The following is a 259-nucleotide window of genomic DNA, read 5'->3' as shown; positions in this document are numbered from 1 at the left end:
CAGCAGGTCTAGATAATTTTTAATGCGTGTTCTGGCCGTTAATATTAAAGTGTTAACGTGTTGGCACTTTATTCGAGAACGTTATTTTATGACTACTCAAGAAAAACAGAAAAAATTAAGTTTGAGGCCTTTATCTCCAAGAGATCCAAAACAGCTGCATAGAGCAGCAACTCCCCTCGAATTATTGTTCGATTTAATTTTTGTGGTCGCGATTGCAACAGCAGGTCAGCAGTTACATCATGCAATTATTGAAAATCAC

The 259-nt window shown here is 37.1% G+C and carries 1 protein-coding gene; it reads left to right on the top strand.

Going from position 1 to position 259, the window contains the following annotated elements; translation table 11 throughout:
- Window positions 1-22: 22 nt before the first annotated feature.
- A partial coding sequence (locus AC3II9_RS22020; RefSeq protein WP_489158856.1) for a low temperature requirement protein A occupies window positions 23-259 on the top strand: 237 nt, incomplete at its 3' end.

The organism is Lysinibacillus sp. RU7, from assembly GCF_057837305.1.
The sequence above is the reverse complement of the archived record's forward strand: the minus strand, read 5'-3'. Positions and strand labels throughout refer to the sequence as shown.